The sequence below is a fragment of the Pseudomonas oligotrophica genome (genome assembly GCF_021726475.1).
Taxonomy (GTDB): Bacteria; Pseudomonadota; Gammaproteobacteria; order Pseudomonadales; family Pseudomonadaceae; genus Stutzerimonas; species Stutzerimonas oligotrophica.
Genome location: NZ_JAKJRU010000004.1, coordinates 352,091 through 374,086 on the forward strand (window position 1 = coordinate 352,091; position 21,996 = coordinate 374,086).

18 protein-coding genes are annotated in these 21,996 nt (G+C 69.0%); 15 read left to right on the forward strand and 3 right to left on the reverse strand.

Annotated features, from left to right (window positions below; genetic code table 11):
- The first annotated feature begins 81 nt into the window (after positions 1-81).
- The 5 genes from L3N39_RS10905 to L3N39_RS10925 all read left to right on the forward strand — a co-directional run bounded on the left by L3N39_RS10905 (position 82) and on the right by L3N39_RS10925 (position 5,498).
- Positions 82-894, forward strand: coding sequence for a formate/nitrite transporter family protein (locus L3N39_RS10905; protein ID WP_237257353.1), 813 nt, complete (start codon positions 82-84; stop codon positions 892-894).
- A 57-nt stretch (positions 895-951) separates the two neighbouring features.
- Positions 952-2,673 carry a bifunctional protein-serine/threonine kinase/phosphatase gene (locus L3N39_RS10910; RefSeq protein ID WP_237257354.1) on the forward strand — a complete coding sequence of 574 codons (1,722 nt, stop codon included), beginning with the start codon at positions 952-954 and terminating at the stop codon, positions 2,671-2,673.
- A 175-nt stretch (positions 2,674-2,848) separates the two neighbouring features.
- A complete protein-coding gene (locus L3N39_RS10915; protein WP_237257355.1) occupies positions 2,849-3,163 on the forward strand; it encodes a c-type cytochrome in 315 nt (104 codons plus the stop codon).
- 169 nt (positions 3,164-3,332) lie between these two features.
- A complete protein-coding gene (locus tag L3N39_RS10920; protein ID WP_237257356.1) occupies positions 3,333-4,622 on the forward strand; it encodes an oxygen-independent coproporphyrinogen III oxidase in 1,290 nt (429 codons plus the stop codon).
- A gap of 117 nt (positions 4,623-4,739) precedes the next feature.
- A complete protein-coding gene (locus L3N39_RS10925) occupies positions 4,740-5,498 on the forward strand; it encodes an SIR2 family NAD-dependent protein deacylase (RefSeq protein ID WP_237257357.1) in 759 nt (252 codons plus the stop codon).
- 6 nt (positions 5,499-5,504) lie between these two features.
- Here the strand turns inward: L3N39_RS10925 and L3N39_RS10930 are convergent, their stop codons facing one another.
- Positions 5,505-7,466, reverse strand: a complete 1,962-nt coding sequence (locus L3N39_RS10930; protein WP_237257358.1) for a DEAD/DEAH box helicase — start codon at positions 7,464-7,466, stop codon at positions 5,505-5,507.
- A 166-nt stretch (positions 7,467-7,632) separates the two neighbouring features.
- Between L3N39_RS10930 and L3N39_RS10935 the strand changes: the two genes are divergently transcribed.
- From L3N39_RS10935 to L3N39_RS10945, 3 genes are all read left to right on the forward strand, one after another.
- On the forward strand, positions 7,633-7,857 hold the full coding sequence (locus L3N39_RS10935; RefSeq protein WP_237257359.1) for a DUF3079 domain-containing protein: 225 nt from the start codon (positions 7,633-7,635) through the stop codon (positions 7,855-7,857).
- Positions 7,858-7,989: 132 nt separating this feature from the next.
- A complete protein-coding gene (locus tag L3N39_RS10940) occupies positions 7,990-11,094 on the forward strand; it encodes a transglycosylase domain-containing protein (protein WP_237257360.1) in 3,105 nt (1,034 codons plus the stop codon).
- Between the two features lie 102 nt (positions 11,095-11,196).
- Positions 11,197-11,928: a ZIP family metal transporter gene (locus L3N39_RS10945; RefSeq protein WP_237257361.1), complete on the forward strand. Its 732-nt coding sequence runs from the start codon at positions 11,197-11,199 to the stop codon at positions 11,926-11,928.
- Here L3N39_RS10945 and L3N39_RS10950 read toward each other — a convergent pair.
- Complete coding sequence (locus L3N39_RS10950) at positions 11,901-12,830, reverse strand: LysR family transcriptional regulator (RefSeq protein WP_237257362.1); 930 nt, start codon at positions 12,828-12,830, stop codon at positions 11,901-11,903. The two genes, L3N39_RS10945 and L3N39_RS10950, sit on opposite strands and share 28 nt — an antisense overlap.
- Positions 12,831-12,984: 154 nt before the next feature.
- Here L3N39_RS10950 and L3N39_RS10955 point away from each other — a divergent pair, with 154 nt between their 5' ends.
- The 5 genes from L3N39_RS10955 to L3N39_RS10975 all read left to right on the forward strand — a co-directional run bounded on the left by L3N39_RS10955 (position 12,985) and on the right by L3N39_RS10975 (position 18,552).
- Positions 12,985-14,490 carry a CoA-acylating methylmalonate-semialdehyde dehydrogenase gene (locus tag L3N39_RS10955; protein WP_237257363.1) on the forward strand — a complete coding sequence of 502 codons (1,506 nt, stop codon included), beginning with the start codon at positions 12,985-12,987 and terminating at the stop codon, positions 14,488-14,490.
- A 44-nt stretch (positions 14,491-14,534) separates the two neighbouring features.
- Positions 14,535-15,308, forward strand: a complete 774-nt coding sequence (locus L3N39_RS10960) for an enoyl-CoA hydratase (RefSeq protein WP_237257364.1) — start codon at positions 14,535-14,537, stop codon at positions 15,306-15,308.
- A 45-nt stretch (positions 15,309-15,353) separates the two neighbouring features.
- The gene (gene mmsB, locus L3N39_RS10965; protein ID WP_237257365.1) at positions 15,354-16,250 is read left to right on the forward strand and encodes a 3-hydroxyisobutyrate dehydrogenase; all 897 of its coding nucleotides are present in this window, start codon (positions 15,354-15,356) and stop codon (positions 16,248-16,250) included.
- A complete protein-coding gene (locus L3N39_RS10970; RefSeq protein WP_237257366.1) occupies positions 16,247-17,338 on the forward strand; it encodes an enoyl-CoA hydratase/isomerase family protein in 1,092 nt (363 codons plus the stop codon). The genes mmsB and L3N39_RS10970 overlap by 4 nt, the downstream gene beginning before the upstream one ends.
- A 62-nt stretch (positions 17,339-17,400) precedes the next feature.
- Positions 17,401-18,552: an acyl-CoA dehydrogenase family protein gene (locus L3N39_RS10975; RefSeq protein WP_237257367.1), complete on the forward strand. Its 1,152-nt coding sequence runs from the start codon at positions 17,401-17,403 to the stop codon at positions 18,550-18,552.
- A gap of 3 nt (positions 18,553-18,555) precedes the next feature.
- Here L3N39_RS10975 and L3N39_RS10980 read toward each other — a convergent pair whose 3' ends face one another.
- Positions 18,556-18,927, reverse strand: coding sequence for a YgaP-like transmembrane domain (locus L3N39_RS10980; RefSeq protein ID WP_237257368.1), 372 nt, complete (start codon positions 18,925-18,927; stop codon positions 18,556-18,558).
- A 241-nt stretch (positions 18,928-19,168) separates the two neighbouring features.
- Between L3N39_RS10980 and L3N39_RS10985 the strand changes: the two genes are divergently transcribed.
- Both L3N39_RS10985 and L3N39_RS10990 read left to right on the forward strand, forming a co-directional pair.
- Entirely contained in the window at positions 19,169-21,118 is a 1,950-nt protein-coding gene (locus L3N39_RS10985) for a DNA topoisomerase III (protein ID WP_284691939.1), read from the forward strand.
- 652 nt (positions 21,119-21,770) lie between these two features.
- Positions 21,771-21,992, forward strand: coding sequence for a hypothetical protein (locus L3N39_RS10990; protein ID WP_237257369.1), 222 nt, complete (start codon positions 21,771-21,773; stop codon positions 21,990-21,992).
- Positions 21,993-21,996 lie beyond the last annotated feature (4 nt).

A 21,996-nucleotide genomic window follows, 5' to 3' on the forward strand; every position in this document is an offset into this window, starting at 1 on the left:
CTACCTACTCGACCAGCGGAACAGCTAGCGCCCGGCTCGCCCGGTCGGTCGCCCGAATTACGCCAACACAGAGATACCGCCATGTCCTACATCATCCCCTCCGAGTTCGCCACCAAGATGGTGGATGCCGGTGAATCGAAGGTCTTCATGTCCACCCGCGACACCCTGATCCGCGCGTTCATGGCCGGGGCCATCCTCGCCCTCGCCGCGGTGTTCGCCGTGACCATCACCGTGCAGACCGGCCAGCCGCTGGTCGGCGCGATGCTCTTCCCGGTGGGCTTCGTGATGCTCTACCTGATGGGATTCGACCTGCTCACCGGGGTCTTCATGCTGACCCCGCTGGCGTTGCTCGACCGCCGCCCGGGCGTGACCGTGCAGGGCATCCTGCGCAACTGGGGGCTGGTGTTCGCCGGCAACTTCGCCGGTGCGCTCACCGTGGCGTTCATGATGGCGTTCGTCTTCACCATGGGCTTTTCCACCGAGCCGGGGCCGATCGGCGAGAAGATCTCGCACATCGGCGAGGCCCGCACCCTGGGCTATGCCGAGTACGGCGCGGCCGGCTGGCTGACCATTTTCCTGCGCGGGATGCTGTGCAACTGGATGGTCTCGATGGGCGTGGTCGGCGCGATGATCTCCACCAACGTCAGCGGCAAGGCAATCGCCATGTGGATGCCGATCATGCTGTTCTTCTACATGGGCTTCGAGCACTCGGTGGTGAACATGTTCCTGTTCCCCTCGGCGATGATCATGGGCGGCGACTTCTCGGTCATGGACTACATGATCTGGAACGAGATCCCCACCGCGCTGGGCAATCTGGTCGGCGGCCTGGCCTTCACCGGTCTGACCCTCTACGCCACCCACGTGCGCACCGCCGCCAAGCGTTCCTTCGGCTAAGCGACAGGACGTACGGCCCCGGCCCGCAGCGCGCGCCGGGGCCGTCGTGCGATTGCCATGAGCAAACGACTTCTGATCAGCCTCGGCCAGCACTCCGAGCGCGGCCGCAAACCGACCAACCAGGACTTCCACGGCGCCCTGGTGCCCGAGGAGCCGCAGCGCTCGACCAAGGGCATCGCCGTGGCCATCGCCGACGGCATCAGCAGCAGCACGGTCAGCCACATCGCCGCCGAGACCAGCGTCGCCGGCTTTCTGGCCGACTACTACTGCACCTCCGAAGCCTGGTCGGTGAAGAAATCCGCCCAGCGGGTGCTGGTGGCGATCAATTCCTGGCTGCACGCGCAGACCCGCCACAGCGACTACCGCTACGCTCGTGATCGCGGCTACGTCTGCACGCTCAGCGCGCTGGTGCTCAAGTCCACCACCGCGCACCTGTTCCATGTCGGCGATGCGCGCATCCACCGCCTGCGCGACGGCACGCTGGAGCCGCTGACCCGCGACCATCGCATCCAGCTGTCCGCCGAGACCTGCTACCTGGCCCGCGCCATGGGCCTGGAGCCGCACCTGGAGATCGACTACCAGGCCTTGCCGCTGGCCGAGGGCGACCTGTTCCTGCTGACCACCGACGGCGTGCACGAGCACCTGGGCGAGGCGGCGATGCGCGGCCTGATCGAGCAGCACGCCGGCGACCTGCAGCAGGCGGCGCAGGCGCTGGTGGCCCAGGCGCTGGCCAATGGCAGCGACGACAACCTCACCGCCCAGCTGCTGCGCATCGACAGCCTGCCGGAGACCGGCGCCGACGAACTGCAGCGCCAGCTCGCCGAACTGGCGTTGCCGCCCATGCTAGAACCGCGGATGGCGCTGGACGGCTACCAGATCCTCCGCCCGCTGCATGCCAGCAGCCGCAGCCATGTCTTCCTCGCCCTCGATCCGGCCAGCGGCGAGCGCGTCGCGCTGAAGATCCCCTCCCTGGAGCTGCGCCACGATGGCGCCTACCTGGAGCGCTTCATGGCCGAGGAATGGATCGCCCGGCGCATCGCCAACCCGCACGTGGCGCGCGCCTGCACGCCGTCGCAGCCGCGTCGGCACCTGTTCACCCTGACCGAGTTCATCGAAGGCACCACCCTGGCGCAGTGGATGATCGATCACCCGCGCCCGGCACTGGAAACCGTGCGCGACATCGTCGAGCAGATCGCCCGTGGCCTGCGCGCCTTCCACCGGCTGGAGATGCTGCACCAGGACCTGCGCCCGCAGAACCTGATGATCGACCGCAACGGCACGGTGAAGATCATCGACTTCGGCTCGACGCGCGTCGCCGGCCTCGACGAGATCGGCGGCGCCAGCGTGAACGAGGACATCCGCGGCACCGCGGCCTACACCGCGCCGGAATATTTTCTCGGCGAGCGCGGCACGCCGCGCTCGGAGCAGTTTTCCCTGGCGGTCATCGCCTACCAGTTGCTCAGCGGCCGCCTGCCCTACGGCAGCGAAGTCGCCCGCGCGCGCAGTCGGGCCGCGCAACTGAAGCTGCGCTATCGTTCGGTGCGCGACGCGCAAAGCGAGCTGCCGGCCTGGCTGGACGACGTCCTGGCCAAGGCCCTGCAGCCGGACCCGGCGCGGCGCTACGAGGCGCTTTCGGAGTTCGTCCGCGAACTGCGCGAACCCAGCGCGGCGATCCTGGCGCGGGCGCGCCCGCCCCTGCTCGAGCGCAATCCGTTGCGTGTCTGGCAGGGGCTGTCGCTGGTCCTCGGGCTGGCCGTCGCCTGGCTGCTGGCCCGTTGATCGCCTGGTTTTGATTCAAGGATATTGTTGTTAAGCCGCTATGCTATTGATTGGAAGTGAGCCGTTGCCTCGTAGAGAATGTCACATGATTTCGCAGTCTCCCCGGGCTGCTGAATCGGTCGTCCCTCCCGGCTCCCCGGCCGGGGCGGGACATTACAAAAGCAAGGAAAATCCCATGAAGAAAACCGTGATTTCGCTGTTGGCCCTCGGCGGCGCGCTGGCCCTCCAGCCCGCGCTGGCCCAGGACGGAGAGAGCCTGTACAAGAGCAAGGCTTGCGCCGCATGCCATGCCATCGACAGCAAGCTGGTCGGCCCTGCCTACAAGGACGTCGCCGCCAAGTACGCTGGCCAGGACGGTGCGGCAGAAATGCTTGCCGGCAAGATCAAGAACGGCAGCCAGGGCGTCTGGGGCCCGATCCCCATGCCGCCGAACGGGGTAACCGACGAGGAAGCCAAGATCCTCGCCGAGTGGATCCTCACCCACAAGTGAGTGATGGCCATGCGGAAGGGCCGCCCGCCCTTCCGTCCCCCTCCGCCTGCCGTTCGGCGGGCCAGCGTCGCCTGCGGCGCCCTGACTCCAGTTGGCTTGTCCCCGATCAAAGCTACCGCCGGTGTTCTGTGCGCAGATAGCGCCCACCTGAGCACGCCCGGAGACTTCGATGTTTGGCCCTGTTAGCTGGGACCCCAACCTGATGCAGCGCTACGGGCAGACGCACCAGCCCACCTGCTGGTATCCCGGCCCGGCTGACCTGCGCGACCGTCTTTCCCCGCTCGACCTGTTTCGTGCCCTGCGCGACAGCCGCCGCGCCCGGCGCCCGCTGTCGCTGGCCATCCACGCCACCGACCTGGCCTATGTGCAGCGCGAGCTGCAGCAGGTCACCTGCCACCTCGATGCCGGGCAGTCGGTGGTGCAGCTGCGCTTGAATGTCGGCACGCTGGGCATCGAGGCGGTGCGCGGGTTGATGGCCCTGCTGCAGGACTGCCTGCCCTTCGCCCCGGGCATGGACTGCATCGCCGAGGTGGAACTGGCGCATACCGACTGGCCGATGGTCGGCGTGCTGCGCTCGCTGGGCTTCAACCAGCTCAGCGTCGGCGTGCCGGACCTGCACCCCAGCGAAGGCGGCACGCTGGAATACTTCCGCAGCGCCACGCGCATTCGTGCGCTGATCGAGGCCGCGCGGGCCCTGCACTTCTCGGCGATCAACGTCGACCTGGGCTACGGCCGCTCCTGGCAGACCGGCGGCAGCTTCGCCCGCAAGCTGGCCTCGATCATCGAGCTGCAACCCGATCGGGTCACCATGTTCGACTACCGCGGCCTGCCGCTGGCCGGCCGGCAGCCGGTGCCACGCCTGGGCCTGGCCTCGCGCAGCGCGGCCCGGGCCATGCACCGGCACGGCGTCGAGCAGCTCGGCGATGCCGGCTACCGTCTGCTCGGCCTGGGCTGCTTCGTGCTGCCCCACGACGACCTGGCGCTGGCCCAGGAAAACGGCAGCCTGCAGCACGACGTCTGCGGCTACACGCCCCACGCCGGGGTCGATCACCTGGCGCTCGGCGTCGGCGCCATCAGCCGCCTCGGCGACTGCTACGTGCAGTACCTCGAACAGCCGGCGCGCTATCGCCAGGCCCTGGAGCGCGACCTGCTGCCGGTCTGGCGCGGCTTGCGCGCCGAGCATGTCGACCGCCTGCGCCGGGCCATCTGCCAGCAGCTGCTGTGCCAGAGCGCGGTGGATTTCGCCGTGCTGCGCGCCGACCACGGCGCGGCCGCGCAGCGCTGGCTCGACGAACTGCTGCCGCTGCTGCGCCAGCTCGAGCGCGATGGCGCGCTGGAACTGCTGCCCGAGGGCCTGCTGCTGCGCCCGGCCGGCCGGCTGCTGGCGCCAGCGCTGTGCGAAGCCTTCAGCGAGCCGCTGCTGGGCGGTTCGGACGGGCTCAGGCATAACCGCCGCTGATCACGGCGGCAAAACGAGAAGGATGTCCGTCGGTCGCAGCCTTTAGTCGACTTGGCTGCGAAATTTTGCTCGGTAAGCTCTGGCACAAGCGTTTCAGTCAACGCACAGGAGTTTGCCTTGATCCCCTCTTCACAGCTCGCCGCGCTGCGCACCGCCCGACACCTGGTCGTGTTCACCGGTGCCGGTGTTTCCGCCGAAAGCGGCATTCCCACCTTCCGCGATTCGCTGACCGGCCTCTGGCAGCGCTTCGACGCCGCCTCGCTGGCCACCCTGGAGGCCTACCAGCAGCATCCGGCCCTGGTCTGGGGCTGGTACGAATGGCGGCGCATGCATGTCCTGCAGGCCCAACCCAATGCCGCGCACCAGGCCATCGCCGAACTGGCCCGGCATGTGCCGCGCCTGACGCTGGTCACGCAGAACGTCGACGACCTGCACGAGCGCGCCGGCAGCGAGGATGTGATCCACCTGCACGGCAGCCTGCACCACCCGCGCTGCGTCGTCTGCGGCCGCGAGCCGAGCAAGCCGCTGCCGCCGCCGGACGAACCGGCGGAGGGCCGGCGCCTGGAGCCGCCCAAGTGCGAATACTGCGATGGCCGGCTGCGCCCCGGCGTGGTCTGGTTCGGCGAGAGCATGCCGGCCGGCGCCCTGGACGAGGCCTTCGCCGCCGCGCGCCACTGCGACGTGCTGATCTCGGTGGGCACCTCCGGCGTGGTCTACCCGGCGGCGGAAATGCCCGAGCGCGCCTGGCGCGCCGGCGCCACCATCATCCACGTCAACCCCCAGCCGAGCGTGACCCACGACGAGCGCGAATATGCCTTGAGCGGGCCGGCCGGCCTGGTGCTGCCGCGCCTGCTGCAGGAGGCGTTCGGCAGCTGAGCCGGCTCAGGCGCGTGCACCAGGCAGCGCCTGGCGTTGCTGCAGCACGGCGGTCGCACCCTGCACCCGGCCGGTGTACCAGAACACCCGGCTGACTCCACGCGTCACCGCGACGTAGGCCAGGCGCAGGCTTTCGTCGGCCAGCGCCTCGTCGTAACTGTTGCGGAAGAAGCCGCAGCGGGCATAGAGCACGGTGCGCAGCGGGTGCGGCTCCGGCGGCAGGCAGTCGTCGACGATGATGGCGACCTCGCCCTGCAGGCCCTTGGCCCGGTGGATGGTCATCGCCCGCACCGGCAGCTCGCGCCCGAGTTGCGCCTGGATCACCTGCAGCGGCGCGTTGCGCCGGCTGAGCAGCAGCACCGCGCTGCGATCGGCACCCGGGCGGCTCGCCACATGGGCACACTGGCTGCGGATCTGTGCCAGCAGTTCGGGCAACTGCTGGCGGCTGTCGAACCCGGCGATCAGCCTGACCCCGTGGTCGCCCGGCTGCGTCGCCCGCCCGGCGCGGCTGCGCTTGGCCTGCTTGCGCTTTACCGTCTCGAGCAGGGCCTCGGCGTCGCGAATCACCGGTTCGATGGAGCGATAGTTGGTCTCCAGCTTGAGCACGCAACTCTTGCTCGTCGGCCCCTGGCGCGGGAAATACCGGTCGAAGTCCATGAACAGCTCTGGCGAGCTGCCGCGCCAGCCATAGATCGACTGCCAGTCGTCGCCGATGGCCATCAGGCTGACCGGCGCGCGGCTGCCGAGCGCGCGGTGCAGCGCCTGCAGCCAGCGCACGATCTGCGGCGAGATGTCCTGGAATTCGTCGATCAGCAGATGCTGCAACGGGCGCAGCGCCGCAGGCGGCACCGTGCCTGCGGCCAGGCGCTCGCTGAGCTGGGCGAAGGCGCGGTTGAAGGTGGTCAGCCCCTTGGCCTCGAGGGCCTCGTGCAGCGCGGCGCGAAAGCGCACCATGGCGACGATGAAATCGCGCTCGGCGGCAGCGCAATCCAGGCTGGCGACATCCAGCGCCGGAAGCTCGAGGCCGATGCTTTCGCAGAATTCCAGTTGCGCATACAAGGCCTCATGGAGCGGCGCCGCCTGGAATTCGCCGGCCAGCCTGAACGGCGTCAGCGGCGCCTTGGCCGGCGTCCCGGCCGCTGTCGGCGCCTGGCCGAGCAGGCGGTCGACCGCCTGGCGGAAGCCTTCGTCGCGCCGGTACAGGCGTTCGTAGACCTGCCGCAGCAGGCGCTGCTGGGCCGGGCGCAGGCGCGCCGAGGCCAGCGGGTTGTCCGGCTCGCCGGCGGTCTTGTCGTCGAGCTGCTCGAACCAGGCGAGCTCGCCAAGGGCCTCGCGCGCCAGCTGCGCCATCGCCGAATGGAAGGTGCGCACGCACTGGCGGGCCTGGGCCTCGCCGAACGGCAGCCCCCAGAACGCCAGGACCTTCTGCAACTGCTCGCGCAACTGCGCACAGGAGGCATTGGTGAAGGAGATCACCGTCAGCTGGGCCGCCGGGATATCCAGGTGGCAGAGCATGAACACCACCCGCAGCACCAGGGTGGTCGACTTGCCCGAACCGGCGCCGGCGAAGATGCGCGTCACCGGGCTGTCGCAGAGGATCATCCGCCACTGCTCGTCCGAAGGCGCGCTGATCACCCCCGCCTGCACGGCCTGCCCGACGCGCTCGCGCATGGCCGCCAGCTGCGCAGGCGCGATCGGCAGCGCCTCGGCCGGGTAGATGCCGGCGGTCGTGCGGGCTGCAGAGCCGGGTTTGCCGGCCTTCGGCTTCTTCGCCGCGGCGGTCTTCTTCGCCTGGCGCCGCGCCCCCTTCTTGGCCGGCGCCTCGCGCCTGGGCGCGGCGTCGGTCGCCGCCGGCCAGCGGCGGAACAGGGCATCGTCTTCGCTCTTGAGGTAGGCGGTGGTGCGGGGGAAACAGCGCTTGAGCGCGCCGGAAACGAGCGCCTTGTAGCGCCTGACGGTGGACAGCATGAAACACAACCCGGGTTCGTAGGTCGGCTATGGTACGGCTTTTCGCCCCGCCGGGGCGCCGCGGGCGGCACCGCCCGGCGGGGTCGTTCTTGAGCGTGGTCAAGTTCAGCCATGGGCCGAGGGACTAGTCTGGGCCTCGTCGCCGACCCGCCGGAGGCCGTTTGCCATGGCCAAGAAATTCCCCCTCAACCCGCCGCACCCCGAGCGCATCTGCTGGGGCTGTGATCGCTACTGCCCGGCCGATTCACTGGGCTGCGGCAACGGCGCCAGCCGCACCATGCACCCGGCCGAGATGCTCGGCGAGGACTGGTACGAGATCGGCGACTGGAACATCGAGGTTCCCGAGGACAAGTCCACCGGCAAGCCCGCGCTGATCGCCCGCCAGTCCTAATCCCGCCGCGGCCCTCCCCCAGCTCCGCAAACCGCCGCGCTTGAGCCGTTCCGTTCGTCTAGCGGTCATACCTGGACGCCGGCGAACGGCTACGCTTGCTACACGATCTGCAGGAAGCCAGGCACAAGACCCATGGGCGCAGTATGGCGGTCCTCCTCCCCCTCCGAAGGGCGCTCCAGACGCGCCCCCGATAAACCATCCGTCCCTGGAAAACCGCGCAAGCGCTTCGCACGCCGGCTCGGCTGGCTGCTGGGCATCGCCCTGATCGGCGTGGCCGGCTATGCCGGCTGGCACGAGATGCAGACCTCCGAGCTGCAGGCCAAGTGGCTGAGCCGCTACGCCGGAAGCCTCTCGCACCGGTTGGCGGCCGGGGCGAGCGATGCCATCCGCTTCCCCGAGGACGGCCCCTTCGACCGCCGGCTGGGCTACGTCAGCCTGCCGCATTTCATCGAGCGCCTCGGCGAGCGCGGGTTCGAGATCCGCGAGCAGGCGCGCTTCTCGCCGGCGCTGCTGGCCTACGCCGACAAGGGCTTCTTCGTGCCCTATGCCGAACGCACCCAGGTCGGCCTGACCATCCATGACTGCCGCGGCGAGCCGCTGTATGCCAACCGCTACCCGCACCAGTTCTACGGGCGCTTCGACGACATCCCGCCGCTGGTGGCCCTCAGCCTGCTGTTCATCGAGGACCGCGGCCTGCTCGACCTGCAGCGGCCCAACATCAACCCGGCGGTGGACTGGCCGCGCTTCACCAAGGCGGCCCTGAGCCAGCTGGAAAAGCGCGTCGGCCTGCCCGCCCAGGCCGCCGGCGGCTCGACCCTGGCGACCCAGGTGGAGAAGTACCGCCATTCGCCGGAGGGCCGCACGGGCGATCCGCAGGAAAAGCTGCGGCAGATGGTGTCGGCCAGCGTACGGACCTACCTGCACGGCCCGCTGACCCTGGCCACCCGCCAGCGCATCGTGCGCGACTACCTCAACAGCGTGCCGCTCTCGGCCGCACCTGGCCACGGCGAGATCCATGGCATCGCCGATGGATTGCGCGTCTGGTTCGGTGCCGACTTCGAGGAGGTCAACCGGCTGCTCGCCTCCAGCCAGGCGCATGCCGATGCGCCGCAGGCGCGTGGCCTGGCGCTGCGCCAGGTGCTGTCGCTGCTGATCGCCCAGCGCCGGCCTTCCTACTACCTGGGCGCCGGCCGGTCCGAGCTGGCCGCGCTGACCGACAGCCACCTGCGCCTGCTCGAGCGTGGCGGCATCATCGACGCGGCGCTGCGCGACAGCGCCCTGCGCCAGCAGGTGAGCTTCCGTGACCTCGACCGTGAACCGGCGATCCGCCCGGTGGAAGCCAGTAAGGGCATCAGCGTGGCGCGCACGCGCCTGGCCGGCCTGCTCGGGCTGCCGCTGTACGACCTCGACCGCCTCGACCTGACCGCCAGCACGCCGCTGCAGGGCGATCTGCAGGAACAGGTCAGCGACTACCTGCTCAAGCTCGCCGACCCGGCCTTCGCCGAGCAGGTCGGGCTGTTCGGCGACCGCATGCTCTCGCCAGAGAAGACCGCCGACGTGCGCTACAGCTTCACCCTGTTCGAGCGCGCCGACGGCGGTTTTCGCGTGCGCGTGCAGACCGACAACACCAACCAGCCGTTCGACATCAACGAGGGCAGCAAGCTGGAGCTGGGCTCGACTGCCAAGCTGCGCGTGCTGACCACCTACCTGGAGATCGTCGCCGAACTGCACGGGCGCTACGCCGGCCTCGATGCCGCCGAACTGCGCGCCACCCAGCCTCGCACCACCCTCGGCCGCTGGGCCGTGGCCTACCTGTTGCAGACTAAGGACCGCGGGCTCACGCCCATGCTCGAGGCCGCCATGGAGCGGCGCTATTCGGCGAGCCCGGCCGAGCGCTTCTTCACCGGAGCCGGCCTGCATCACTTCAACAACTTCCGCCGCGAGGACGACCATCGCATCGTCAGCGTCCGCGAGGCATTGCGCGAGTCGATCAACCTGCCCTTCGTGCGGCTGATGCGCGATCTGGTCAATTTCAGCACCTACGAGGAGATCAACAGCGCCGAGCTGCTGAAGAACGACAAGGACCCGCGGCGCCTGGAATACCTCACTCGCTTCGCCGATCGCGAGGGCTCGGTGTTCCTCCAGCGTTTCTGGCGCAAGTACAGCGAGCAGAGCGCCGATCAGCGCATCGAGACCTTCTTGCAGGGCATGCGGCCGACGCCGGTGCGCCTGGCGGCGGTGCACCGCTACCTGATGCCGGACGCCGACCGCGCCGCCTTCGCCGGCTTCCTGCGCACGCGCCTGCCGGATGCCGCGCTCAGCGAGAAGAAACTCGAGGAGCTCTATACCCGCTACGGGCCCGGCGAATTCAGCCTGCCGGACCAGGCCTACATCGCGCGCACCCACCCGCTGGACCTCTGGCTGCTCGGCTACCTCTTGGCGCATCCCAAGGCCAGCCTCTCCGAGGTGGTCGCCGCCAGCCGCGCCGAGCGCCAGGAAGTCTACGGCTGGCTGTTCCGCAGCCGGCACAAGAGCGCGCGCGACAGCCGCATCCGCATCATGCTGGAGGTCGAGGCCTTCACCGACATCCACCGCCGCTGGCAGCGCCTGGGCTACCCGTTCGGCAGCCTGGTGCCGTCGCTGGCCAGCGCGCTGGGCAGCTCCGGCGATCGCCCCGCCGCGCTGGCCGAGCTGATGGGCATCATCCTCAACGACGGCGTGCGCCTGCCGAGCGTGCGCATCGACAGCCTGCATTTCGCCGCCGAAACGCCCTACGAAACCCGCCTGGCGCTGGTCGAGGGCGACGGCGAGCGCGTGCTGCCCCGCGAGGTCGCCGCCACCCTGCGCGAAGCCCTGGCGCTGGTAGTCGAAGGCGGCACGGCGCGACGCCTGCAGGGCACCTTCCTGCGCGAGGACGGCAGCACGCTGCCGGTCGGCGGCAAGACCGGCACCGGCGACAACCGCATCGATACCGTCGGGGCCGGCGGCCGGCTGATCAGCTCGCTGGCGATGAACCGCACCGCGACCTTCGTGTTCTACCTGGGCCCGGACCACTTCGGCACCCTGACCGCCTACGTGCCCGGGCGGGCGGCCGACAGCTTCCGCTTCACCTCGGCGCTGCCGGTGCAGGTGCTCAAGGGCATGGCGCCGATCCTCAAGCCGTACCTGGTGGCCGACAAGCGCAGCGGCTGTACCCCGCCGGCGCTACAGACCGCGGGCCTGCCGCCCGGCCAGTGACTCGACGGGCCCGGTGAACGCCCGGGCCGGCATGGGTTTCCAATGCAGTCCATCCCCCGCCCGCACGCCGACGCCGGCGCGCGGCTCGAGAAAAGGCCCGCCATGGACACCCGCACCCTCGCTACCCTCCTCGCCGCGCTGCTGCTCGCCTCGGTGCATCTGCTGTGCGCCCGCCTGCGCGTGCTCGGGCGCCAGCCACGCAGCCGCTGGCTGTCGTTCGCCGGCGGCGTGGCGGTGGCCTACGTATTCCTCCACCTGCTGCCGGAGATCGCCCACGGCCAGCGGCTGATCGACGAACGGGCCACCGGGCCGCTGGCATTCCTGGAAAGCCATGCCTACCTCCTGGCGCTGGCGGGCCTGGTGGCCTTCTACGGTGTCGAGCGGCTGGCCAAGCGGCACCGCCGGCGGATCGTTGCCGGTGCTCCGCAAAGCATCGCGGTGTTCTGGCTGCACATCGCCAGCTTCGCCGCCTACAACGCCCTGACCGGCTACCTGCTGCTGCACCGCGAGGAAGCCGGCCTGGGCAACCTGGCGTGGTTCACCGCGGCGATGGCGATGCATTTCCTGGTCAACGATTTCGGTCTGCAGAGCGATCACCGCGAGCGCTACGACCACAAGGGTCGCTGGCTGCTGGCTGCGGCACTGCTGCTGGGCTGGGCACTGGGACTGCTGATCGAGATTTCCGACGTGGCGATCTCCGCCTGGCTCGCGCTGCTTGCCGGCGGCGTCATCCTCAATGTGCTGAAGGAGGAACTGCCGGCCGAACGCGACAGCCGCTTCAGCGCCTTCGTCGTCGGCGCGGGCGGTTATGCGCTGGTACTGCTGGCACTCTGAGCCGTTGCGCCGGTCTGCCCGAGCAGCCGCGGCTGCTGCTCCTGGGCCATCTCCTTGAGGAAGTCCCAGGTCACACGCATGCGCGCCACGTCCTTGAACTCGATGGGCATGAGCATCCAGAACGTGCGGGTAAAGCTGACCTGCTCGGGCAGCAGCGGCCGCAGGCGCGGATCGGCGTCGGCGGTGAAGGCCGGTAGGATGGCGATGCCGGCACCGGCTGCCGCGGCCTCCTGCTGGGCCAGCAGGCTGGTACTGCGCAGCGAAACGGCGCGGCTGTCCACCAGGCCATCGAGGAACAGCAACTCGCGGGAGAACAGCAGGTCGTCGACATAGCTGACGAAGCGATGCTGCTGCAGGTCGTCGCGGCTGGCGACCGGCGGATGTTCGGCCAGGTATCCCGGCGCCGCGTACAGGCGCAGCAGGTAGTCGGTCAGACGGGTGATGATGAACGGCCCGCGCTCGGGACGCTCGAGGGTGATGACGATGTCCGCCTCATGGCGTGACAGCTGCACCGCCCGCGGCAGCGCCAGCAGGTCGATGTTCAGGTGCGGGTAGCGCCGGCCGAGCCCGGCCAGCTGGCCAGCCAGCATCACCGAGCCGTAGCCCTCGGTGGCACCGATGCGCACCTGCCCGGAAAGCCCGTCGCCGAGGTTCGGCAAGGACTGGCGGATCGCCACGCTGGCGCTTTCCATGGCCTCTACCCGCGGCAGCAGGTTGCGCCCGGCCTCGGTCAGCCGGTAGCCGCCGGTCTCGCGTACGAAGAGTTGCAGGCCCATGCCCTTCTCCAGCGCCTGCAGGCGGCGAGAGACGGTGGTGTGGTCGACACCCAGGCGCCGGGCCGCGGTGGTCAGGCGCCCGGCGCGGGCCACTTCGAGGAAGTAACGCAGGTTGTCCCAGTCCATCTTCTGGCTGCTCTCCGGCCTGGCTGTGCATTTTTGCAGAGCGAGTCTGCACGCAGGCGCATTGTAATGGGAATTTTCGCAGCTAGGATCAAACCAGCCCCCTCGCAGCGGTCCGGCGAGCGACAAGAACAACAACAGCCCACGCGGAGGTCCCATGACCCGCAGCATCCCCACCGTCAAACTGCTTATCGACGGCCAGTTCATCGACTCCACCACCCAGCAGTGGCGCGACGTCATCAACCCGGCCACCCAGGAAATCCTCGCCCAGGTCCCCTTCGCCACTGCCGAGGAAGTCGATCGCGCCGTGGCCAGCGCCCAGGCCGCCTTCAAGACCTGGCGCAAGACCCCGATCGGCGCCCGCGCACGCATCTTCCTCAAGTACCAGCAACTGATCCGCGACAACATGAAGGAGCTGGCGGCGATCCTCACCGCCGAGCAGGGCAAGACCCTGGCCGACGCCGAGGGCGACGTGTTCCGCGGTCTGGAAGTGGTCGAGCATGCCGCCGGCATCGGCAACCTGCAGCTCGGCGAGCTGGCCAACAACGTCGCCGGCGGCGTCGATACCTACACCCTGCTGCAACCGCTGGGCGTCTGCGCCGGCATCACCCCATTCAACTTCCCGGCGATGATCCCGTTGTGGATGTTCCCCATGGCCATCGCCACCGGCAACACCTTCGTGCTCAAGCCCTCCGAGCAGGATCCGATGGTCACCATGCGCCTGTGCGAGCTGGCCCTCGAAGCCGGCGTGCCGCCGGGCGTGCTCAACGTGGTGCACGGCGGGCCGGACGTGGTGAACGCGATCTGCGACCACCCGGACATCAAGGCCGTCTCCTTCGTCGGCTCGACCAAGGTCGGCACGCACGTCTACAACCGCGCCTCCCAGGCCGGCAAGCGCGTGCAATGCATGATGGGCGCGAAGAACCACGCCATCGTGCTGCCCGATGCGCACAAGGAGCAGAGCCTCAACGCCATCGCCGGGGCCGCCTTCGGTGCCGCCGGCCAGCGCTGCATGGCGCTGTCGGTGGTGGTGCTGGTCGGCGAGGCGCAGCAGTGGATCCCGGACCTGGTGGCCAAGGCGAAGACGCTCAAGGTCAACGCCGGCGTCGAAGCCGGCACCGATGTCGGCCCGCTGGTCTCCTGCGCGGCGCTGGATCGCGTCAGTGGGCTGATCGAGCGTGGCGTCGCCGAAGGCGCGACGCTGGAACTGGACGGCCGCAACCCGCAGGTGGCCGGCTACGAGAACGGCAACTTCGTCGGCCCGACGCTGTTCTCCGGCGTCACCACCGACATGAGCATCTACCGCGAGGAGATCTTCGGCCCGGTGCTCTGCGTCATCGCGGCCGAGACCATGGACGAGGCCATCGAGCTGATCAACGCCAACCCCAACGGCAACGGCACCGCCATCTTCACCCGCTCGGGCGCCGCGGCGCGGCACTTCCAGGAAGAGATCGACGTCGGCCAGGTGGGCATCAACGTGCCGATCCCGGTACCGGTGCCGATGTTCTCCTTCACCGGCTCGCGCGCCTCCAAGCTCGGTGACCTCGGCCCCTACGGCAAGCAGGTGGTGCAGTTCTACACCCAGACCAAGACCGTCACCGAACGCTGGTTCGACGAGGACGCGGTCGGCTCCACGGTCAACACCACCATCACCCTCAAGTAACCCGCAACGGGCCGGCAGACGCGCCGGCCCTTCAAGGACGCCACATGACATTCGAAACCCTGCTCGTCGACATCCAGGATCGCGTCGCGCTGATCACCCTCAACCGCCCACAGGCGCTCAACGCCCTGAACAGCCAGCTGATCAGCGAGCTGAACCAGGCGCTGGGCCAGCTGGAGGCCAACCCCGAGGTCGGCTGCATCGTGCTCACCGGCTCGGCCAAGGCCTTCGCCGCGGGTGCCGACATCAAGGAAATGGCCGATCTCAACTACCCGCAGATCTACCTCGACGACTTCTTCGCCGAAGCCGACCGCATCGCCAGCCGGCGCAAGCCGCTGATCGCCGCAGTGGCCGGCTACGCGCTGGGTGGCGGCTGCGAGCTGGCGCTGTTGTGCGACATGATCTACGCCGCCGACAACGCGCGCTTCGGCCAGCCGGAAATCAACCTCGGCGTGCTGCCGGGCATCGGCGGCACCCAGCGCCTGACCCGCGCGGTGGGCAAGGCCAAGGCCATGGACTTGTGCCTGACCGGCCGCCAGATGGACGCCGAGGAAGCCGAGCGCGCCGGCCTGGTGGCACGCATCTTCCCGCAGGAAAGCCTGCTGGAGGAAACCCTGAAGGCCGCCCGGGTGATCGCCGAGAAGTCACTGCCGGCCACCATGATGGTCAAGGAAAGCGTCAACCGCGCCTTCGAGACCACCCTGGCCGAAGGCATCCGCTTCGAGCGCCGGGTGTTCCACGCCGTATTCGCCACCGCCGACCAGAAGGAAGGCATGGCGGCGTTCGCCGAGAAGCGCAAGCCGGATTTCAAGAACCGCTGAGCCGCGCCGCCCGGCAATGGCGCACAAGGACAAAAGGAGCGAGCCATGCATATCGGATTCATCGGACTAGGCAACATGGGCGCGCCGATGGCGCGCAACCTGCTCAAGGCCGGCTACACGCTCAGCGTGTTCGACCTCAATAGCGTGGTGATGGAGGAGCTGGCCCAGGCCGGTGCGCTGCCGGTCGCCTCGCCGACCGCCATCGCCCGCGGCAATGCCGACGTCATCATCACCATGCTGCCGGCCGCGCCCCACGTGCGCAGCGTCTACCTGGGCGACGAGGGGCTGATCCAGAACGTGCGCCCCGGCGTGCTGCTGATCGACAGCTCGACCATCGACCCGCACAGCGCCCGCGACGTCGCCGCGGTGGCCGCGCAGCACGGCAACCCGATGCTCGATGCGCCGGTCTCCGGCGGTACCGGTGGCGCGGCGGCCGGCACCCTGACCTTCATGGTCGGCGGCAGTACGGCGGACTTCGAGCGCGCCCGGCCGATCCTCGAGGCCATGGGCAAGAACATCATCCACTGCGGCGACAGCGGCAACGGCCAGGTGGCCAAGGTCGCCAACAACATGCTGCTGGGCATCTCCATGATCGGCGTCGCCGAAGCCATGGCCCTGGGCGTATCCCTGGGCATGGATGCCAAGACCCTGGCCGGGGTTATCAATACCTCCAGCGGCCGTTGCTGGAGCTCGGACACCTACAACCCCTTCCCCGGCGTGCTGGACAATGCCCCGGCCTCGCGCGGCTACAGCGGCGGCTTCGGCACCGACCTGATGCTCAAGGACCTGGGCCTGGCCACCGAGGCCGCCAAGCAGGCGCGCCAGCCGGTGATCCTCGGTGCAGTGGCCCAGCAGCTCTACCAGGCCTTCAGCGCCCAGGGCCACGGCGGCCTGGACTTCTCCGCGATCATCAACCAGTACCGCAAGGAGCCCCGCCAATGAGTGAAGCCGAACGCCCCGTGCTCGCGGCCGTGCGCAACCACGTCGGCCACCTGACCCTCAACCGTCCGGCCGGACTCAACGCGGTGAACCTGGACATGGTGCGCCTGCTCGACGCACAGCTGCGCGCCTGGGCGGCCGACCCGTCGATCCACGCCGTGGTGCTGCGTGCCAACGGCGAGAAGGCCTTCTGCGCCGGCGGCGACATCCGCTCGCTGTACGACAGCTTCCAGCGCGGCGATACCGAGCACGAGACCTTTTTCGAGGAGGAATACGCCCTCGACCAGTACATCCACGCCTATCCCAAGCCATTGCTGGCGCTGATGGACGGCTTCGTCCTCGGCGGCGGCATGGGCCTGGTGCAGGGCGCGGCGCTGCGGGTGATCAGCGAGCGCACGCGGATGGGCATGCCCGAGGTCGGCATCGGCTACTTCCCCGACGTCGGCGGCAGCTACTTCCTCTCGCGCCTGCCCGGCGAGCTGGGCACCTACATGGGCGTGACCGGCCTGCCAATCCGTGCGGCCGATGCGCTCTACACGGGGCTGGCCGACTGGTGCATCAGCCACGAGCAGATCGCCGAGCTGGACCGCTGCCTGGACCGCATGAGCTGGTCGGTACACCCGCGCGAGGCGTTGCAGACACTGGTCGGCTCGCTGGCCACGCGCAACCTGCCAGGCTCCGAGCTCAAGGCGGTGCGCCAGGCTATCGACGAGCACTTCGCCCAGCCGGATGTCGCGGCGATCCGCGCCGCGCTGGCCGGCGAGACCCGCCCCGAGTTCGAGGACTGGGCGCAGGAGACGGCCAAGGTGCTCGACAGCCGCTCGCCGCTGGCGATGAGCGTGACCCTCGAACTGCTACGCCGTGGCCGCGAGCTGCCGCTGGCCGATTGCTTCGCCCTGGAACTGCACCTGGACCGCCAGTGGTTCGCCCGCGGCGACATCATGGAAGGCGTGCGCGCGCTGATCGTCGACAAGGACAAGAACCCGCGCTGGAACCCACCGCGGCTGGACGAAGTGAGCGCCGGGCAGGTGCAGGCCTTCTTCGCCGACTTCCGCCCCGCGGCCCGGCCACGGCGGAGCGCCACCGCCTGAAGCCAGGCGGGCGACCCGCTCGCCCGCCTGGCGCCGCAGACAACAACAAAAGAGAACATGCGATGAACGACCACGAACTCACCGAAGACCAGCGCATGATCCGCGACATGGCGCGCGACTTCGCCCGTCGCGAGATCGCCCCCCATGCCCAGGCCTGGGAGAAAGCCGGCTGGATCGACGACGCGCTGGTCGCCCAGATGGGCGAGCTCGGCCTGCTGGGCATGGTCGTCCCGGAACAATGGGGCGGCAGCTATATCGACTACGTCGCCTACGCCCTGGCGGTGGAGGAAATCTCGGCCGGCGACGGCGCCGTGGGCGCGCTGATGAGCATCCACAACTCGGTCGGTTGCGGCCCGGTGCTCAACTACGGCTCCCAGGCGCAGCAGGACGAATGGCTGGCCGAGCTGGCCAGCGGCCGCGCCATCGGCTGCTTCGCCCTCACCGAACCGCAGGCCGGCTCCGAAGCCCATGCCCTGCGCACCCGCGCCGAGCGGGTCGACGGCCAGTGGGTACTCAACGGCGCCAAGCAGTTCTGCAGCAACGCCAAGCGGGCGAAACTGGCCATCGTCTTCGCGGTGACCGACCCGGAGCTGGGCAAGAAGGGTCTCTCGGCCTTCCTGGTGCCGACCGACACGCCCGGGTTCGTCGTCGAGCGCAGCGAACACAAGATGGGCATTCGTGCCTCTGACACCTGCGCGCTGGCGTTGACCGACTGCCGGGTGCCCGAGGCGAACCTGCTGGGCGAGCGCGGCAAGGGCCTGGCCATCGCGCTGTCGAACCTGGAGGGTGGGCGCATCGGCATCGCCGCCCAGGCGCTGGGCATCGCCCGCGCGGCGTTCGAGGCGGCGCTGGTCTATGCCCGTGACCGGGTACAGTTCGGCAAGCCGATCATCGAGCACCAGAGCATCGCCAACCTGCTCGCCGACATGCAGACCCAGCTCAGCGCCGCGCGCCTGCTGATCCTGCATGCGGCGCGGCTGAAGACGGCCGGGCTGCCGTGCCTGTCCGAAGCCTCGCAGGCCAAGCTGTTCGCCTCGGAAATGGCCGAGAAGGTCTGCTCGCAAGCGATCCAGGTCCACGGCGGCTACGGCTACCTGGAGGACTACCCGGTCGAACGCTACTACCGCGATGCGCGGATCACGCAGATCTACGAGGGTTCCAGCGAGATCCAGCGCCTGCTGATCGCCCGCGAGCTGGCCAACTACCCGCTGTAGCGGTTACACCGTCGGGCCGCGGCGCGATTCGTGGCCCATCGGCGTGGCATCGGGGATGCGCACGTCAGGGTCCTGGAAGTCCGGGCTGTGCACTTCCGAGTCCAGCGGCATGTGCGCATAGCGTTCCGGCCGCGGCTCGCCGGCGCTCGCCATGCCGCTCGCAGCCGAGGCTTGCTCGCCGAGCATGCGCTTGGCCTCGCAGCGGCCGGTGATGCCGCGCGCCAGCGCCATGCCACCCAGCGCCAGCTCCAGCAACCCGCCGATGCCGCCTCGCCGCAGGCCCTTGGCCAGCAACATCACGCCGCCCGCCACCGAGGCGGTACGCTCCCAACCGTGGACGTTTTGCGGCGCATTCTTGTCGAACAGGCGATTCATGAGGGTCACCTCGCAGGGTTTGGACAGGGTCCCTATAGCTGACTGCCCGCGCCGGCGGCCGTTCCGGAGCGGCCGACGACCGTGCATGCCGGTGTGCGACAGGCTTCGGATGGCTGCTGCGAGGAGGCGCGGGGCACACTGCACGGCCCGACCGCAGAGCTGTATATCCATACAGAAAAACATTGCCTGATCGCAGCGGCGGCGCCATGCTTGGCCGACCATTTTCCCGCCCTCGCCGCCCATGCGTCTGTTTCTCTGCGAAAAACCGTCCCAGGCCAAGGACATCGCCCAGGTGCTCGGCGCGCGTCGCCGCGGCGACGGCTGCTGGCTCGGCGACGGCGTGACGGTGACCTGGTGCATCGGCCACCTGCTGGAAACCGCGCCGCCGGACGCCTACGACCCGCGCTACAAGCGCTGGGCGCTGGCCGACCTGCCGATCGTGCCGGAACGCTGGAAGCTGCAGATCAAGCCGAAGACCGCCAGCCAGTACAAGGCGGTCAAGCGCCTGCTCGGCGAATGCAGCGAACTGGTGATCGCCACCGACGCCGACCGCGAGGGCGAGATGATCGCCCGCGAGCTGGTCGAGCATTGCCGCTACCGCGGACCGATCCAGCGCCTGTGGCTGTCGGCGCTGGACGATGCCTCGATCCGCAAGGCGCTGGCCGCGCTCAAGCCGGGCGCCGAAACCTTCAACCTCTACCACGCCGCCCTCGGCCGCTCGCGCGCCGACTGGCTGATCGGCATGAACATGAGCCGGCTGTTCACCCTGCTCGGCCGCCAGTCCGGCTACCAGGGCGTGCTCTCGGTGGGCCGCGTGCAGACGCCGACCCTGCGCCTGGTAGTGGACCGCGACCGCGCCATCGCCGACTTCGTACCGTTGCCCTACTGGGGCATCGAGGTGGCGCTGGACGCGGAAGGCAACGTCTTCAAGGCCGAGTGGCTGGCACCGGAGCAGGCCACCGACGAGCAGGGCCGCTGCCTGAACCAGCCACTGGCCGCGCAGGCCGCCGAGGCCATGCGCGCCGCCGGCCAGGCGCAGGTGAAGAAGGTCAGCACCGAACGCCAGCGCGAAGCCGCGCCACTGCCCTTCGACCTCGGCACGCTGCAGTCGGTGTGCTCGAAGAAGCTCGGCCTCGGCGCGCAGGAAACGCTGGACATCGCCCAGGCGCTCTACGAGACCCACAAGCTGATCACCTATCCACGCAGCGATTGTGGCTACCTGCCGCGGAGCCAGCACGGCGAGGCGCCGGCGATTCTCGCCGCGCTGGAGAAGGCCGACCCGGGCCTCGCCGCGCTGCGCCCGTACCTTTCGCCGGGCCGCAAGTCCCGCGCCTGGAACGATGCCAGGGTCGGCGCGCACCACGGCATCATCCCCACCGCCGCCGCCCAGGCCTTCGAGCGGCTGAGCGGCAAGCAGCGCGCCGTCTACACGCTGATCCGCGCGCGTTACCTCGCGCAGTTCCTGCCGGCGCATGAATACGACCGCACCCAGGCCGAGCTGGATTGCGCCGGCCAGCTCCTGCGCGCGACGGGCAAGCAGGTGATCGAGCCGGGCTGGAAGCGCGCCCTGCCCGAAGCCCTGGCACCCGCCAGCGGCAAGCAGGCGCCCGCGCCCCAACCGCTGCCACCGCTCGTGCACGATCAGCGCTGCGCAGTACTGGGGGTGACCCTCAAGGATCAGTTCACCCAGCCGCCCAAGCCGTTCACCGAAGGCGACCTGATCCAGGCGATGAAGAACGTCGCTCGCCTGGTGGACGACCCGCGCCTGAAGCAGAAGCTCAAGGACACCACCGGCATCGGCACCGAAGCGACCCGCGCCAGCATCATTCAGGGCCTGCTCGAACGCGGCTACCTGACCCGCCAGGGCAAGGCGCTGGCCGCCACCGCGGCGGCGTTCAGCCTGATCGACGCGGTACCCCGGCCGCTGGCCGACCCCGGCACCACGGCGATCTGGGAACAGGCGCTGGACATGGTGCAGGCCGGCGAGATGCCGCTGGAAGAGTTCGTCGCCAAGCAGTCGGCCTGGATGAGCAAGCTGGTGCAACGCTGCGCGGGCCTGCGCCTGAGCATCAGTGGCCCGGCCATCGGCACCGCCAGGCGCAAGGGCGGCAAGCGCCCGCGCCATGGCAAGCCGGGTTCGGCGGCCAAGGCAACCGGTGCCAAGGGCAGGAAGCGCGCAGCGCCAAAGTAACGATCGTGCGTAACGCGCCTGTTACTCGAGCGCGTGGGCGACGGCGTCAGGTCGGGGAACGGCGCGGCGGTGTAGTCGGCAGCGCCTGGTGGCGTGCGGGCGGCATGTGCTCAAGAGGCCTTGCAGTTCGTGCTTGCTCGCAGACAACCGGCGCGGCGTCTGTTGTCGGCAGGCCTGCGGTGGGCAAGGCTGCGCCGTTGCCCACCCTACGAAACGCGGGGCTGCACCTCGGTCTTTTGGCCCTCGGCTGTTGAAGCGCCGTAGGGTGGAAAACGGCCAACGGCCTTTTCCACGCGTCCGCGACAGCCCCTCGATGCCGTCCCGCCCCCAACCCTCCCGAACCAAGCGGTAACGGGCGACAAGACTGCGCCGTTATTCACGGGCCGCGCGAGGCCTGAGCGCGTCGGGCGTTCTCGGCAACCGGACGCGCGCGCCAAACGGTGGGTCGTAAAAAAGCAAAAGGGGAAGCCGTGAGGCTTCCCCTTGAAGGGATCGTGCTTTGTTTTTCTTCTGCTGACGGGCTTGTTGTTCTTGTTGGCAGCCCGGCCGGGCCAGAGGCCCTGGTTCCATACGGAACCCAGAAACAAACGGATTTTTTTGGTCGCTGATATTGCCTACCCTCGCGGGTCAACCGGTCCTGGTGCTGCCTTGCATGGCAGTTTTGTTGTTCTCGCGCCGGTCAAGAGAAACCTCTGGGCAACTCCTCTCCAAAAGAATCAGTTTGCTACGTCCCCATCCTGTTGTTTTTGTTATTCAGGAGCCGCTTCGTGTTGTTCTTGTTATGGGTGGTTCTGCTTTTTTGTTTTTGTTGTGCCTAGAAGAAAGCATTGCGCGTGCCAACTTTGCAAATACCTTTATTTTCAACAGGTTATGAAAAA

Excerpts from the sequence above, each read along its gene's own strand:
- L3N39_RS10905 (WP_237257353.1), top strand. The coding sequence starts at position 82 with ATGTCCTACATCATCCCCTCCGAGTTCGCCACCAAGATGGTGGATGCC.
- L3N39_RS10910 (WP_237257354.1), top strand. The coding sequence starts at position 952 with ATGAGCAAACGACTTCTGATCAGCCTCGGCCAGCACTCCGAGCGCGGC.
- L3N39_RS10915 (WP_237257355.1), top strand. The coding sequence starts at position 2,849 with ATGAAGAAAACCGTGATTTCGCTGTTGGCCCTCGGCGGCGCGCTGGCC.
- L3N39_RS10920 (WP_237257356.1), top strand. The coding sequence starts at position 3,333 with ATGTTTGGCCCTGTTAGCTGGGACCCCAACCTGATGCAGCGCTACGGG.
- L3N39_RS10930 (WP_237257358.1), bottom strand. The coding sequence starts at position 7,466 with ATGCTGTCCACCGTCAGGCGCTACAAGGCGCTCGTTTCCGGCGCGCTC.
- L3N39_RS10935 (WP_237257359.1), top strand. The coding sequence starts at position 7,633 with ATGGCCAAGAAATTCCCCCTCAACCCGCCGCACCCCGAGCGCATCTGC.
- L3N39_RS10940 (WP_237257360.1), top strand. The coding sequence starts at position 7,990 with ATGGGCGCAGTATGGCGGTCCTCCTCCCCCTCCGAAGGGCGCTCCAGA.
- L3N39_RS10945 (WP_237257361.1), top strand. The coding sequence starts at position 11,197 with ATGGACACCCGCACCCTCGCTACCCTCCTCGCCGCGCTGCTGCTCGCC.
- L3N39_RS10950 (WP_237257362.1), bottom strand. The coding sequence starts at position 12,830 with ATGGACTGGGACAACCTGCGTTACTTCCTCGAAGTGGCCCGCGCCGGG.
- L3N39_RS10955 (WP_237257363.1), top strand. The coding sequence starts at position 12,985 with ATGACCCGCAGCATCCCCACCGTCAAACTGCTTATCGACGGCCAGTTC.
- L3N39_RS10960 (WP_237257364.1), top strand. The coding sequence starts at position 14,535 with ATGACATTCGAAACCCTGCTCGTCGACATCCAGGATCGCGTCGCGCTG.
- mmsB (WP_237257365.1), top strand. The coding sequence starts at position 15,354 with ATGCATATCGGATTCATCGGACTAGGCAACATGGGCGCGCCGATGGCG.
- L3N39_RS10970 (WP_237257366.1), top strand. The coding sequence starts at position 16,247 with ATGAGTGAAGCCGAACGCCCCGTGCTCGCGGCCGTGCGCAACCACGTC.
- L3N39_RS10975 (WP_237257367.1), top strand. The coding sequence starts at position 17,401 with ATGAACGACCACGAACTCACCGAAGACCAGCGCATGATCCGCGACATG.
- L3N39_RS10980 (WP_237257368.1), bottom strand. The coding sequence starts at position 18,927 with ATGAATCGCCTGTTCGACAAGAATGCGCCGCAAAACGTCCACGGTTGG.
- L3N39_RS10985 (WP_284691939.1), top strand. The coding sequence starts at position 19,169 with ATGCGTCTGTTTCTCTGCGAAAAACCGTCCCAGGCCAAGGACATCGCC.
- L3N39_RS10990 (WP_237257369.1), top strand. The coding sequence starts at position 21,771 with ATGGCAGTTTTGTTGTTCTCGCGCCGGTCAAGAGAAACCTCTGGGCAA.